1 pseudogene is annotated in these 360 nt (G+C 51.1%); it reads right to left on the bottom strand.

Going from position 1 to position 360, the window contains the following annotated elements:
• Positions 1 to 360: pseudogene (locus AY633_RS16675) on the bottom strand (hypothetical protein); the annotation flags it as partial.

Here is a 360-nt window from a genome sequence, read left to right as displayed (position 1 = left end):
TGAATCAACACCACATCACCAAACTCAATATGACCGGCCTCAACAACAGCCATCATGGTTGCCACGCCACAGTTGATCGGTGTGGCCTCCTCATCGCTGAGCACATCAGGGATCTTAAGAATCCACGATTTCGCTAACACATAGCAGTACTGTGCAAACCCACCATGGTGATGAGGCGACTGGTCTGCACTCATGTGCCCATACTTTTCAAGCACAGGCGCCTTTTGAGGCAGGTTTAGAACTTCTGCCATGTACTGACCAGATTCTACAAAATACTCACTCCACGTGATCCTGTCGCCGACGGACAGCGAATCCCCCCGCAGGTCGTGGGTTATGTTTTTTCCAAGCGCGATCACTGTC

Origin of the sequence: Planococcus maritimus (genome assembly GCF_001592825.1) — a bacterium.
Lineage (GTDB): Bacteria > Bacillota > Bacilli > Bacillales_A > Planococcaceae > Planococcus > Planococcus maritimus_C.
This window is presented reverse-complemented; position numbering and strand designations above follow the sequence as displayed.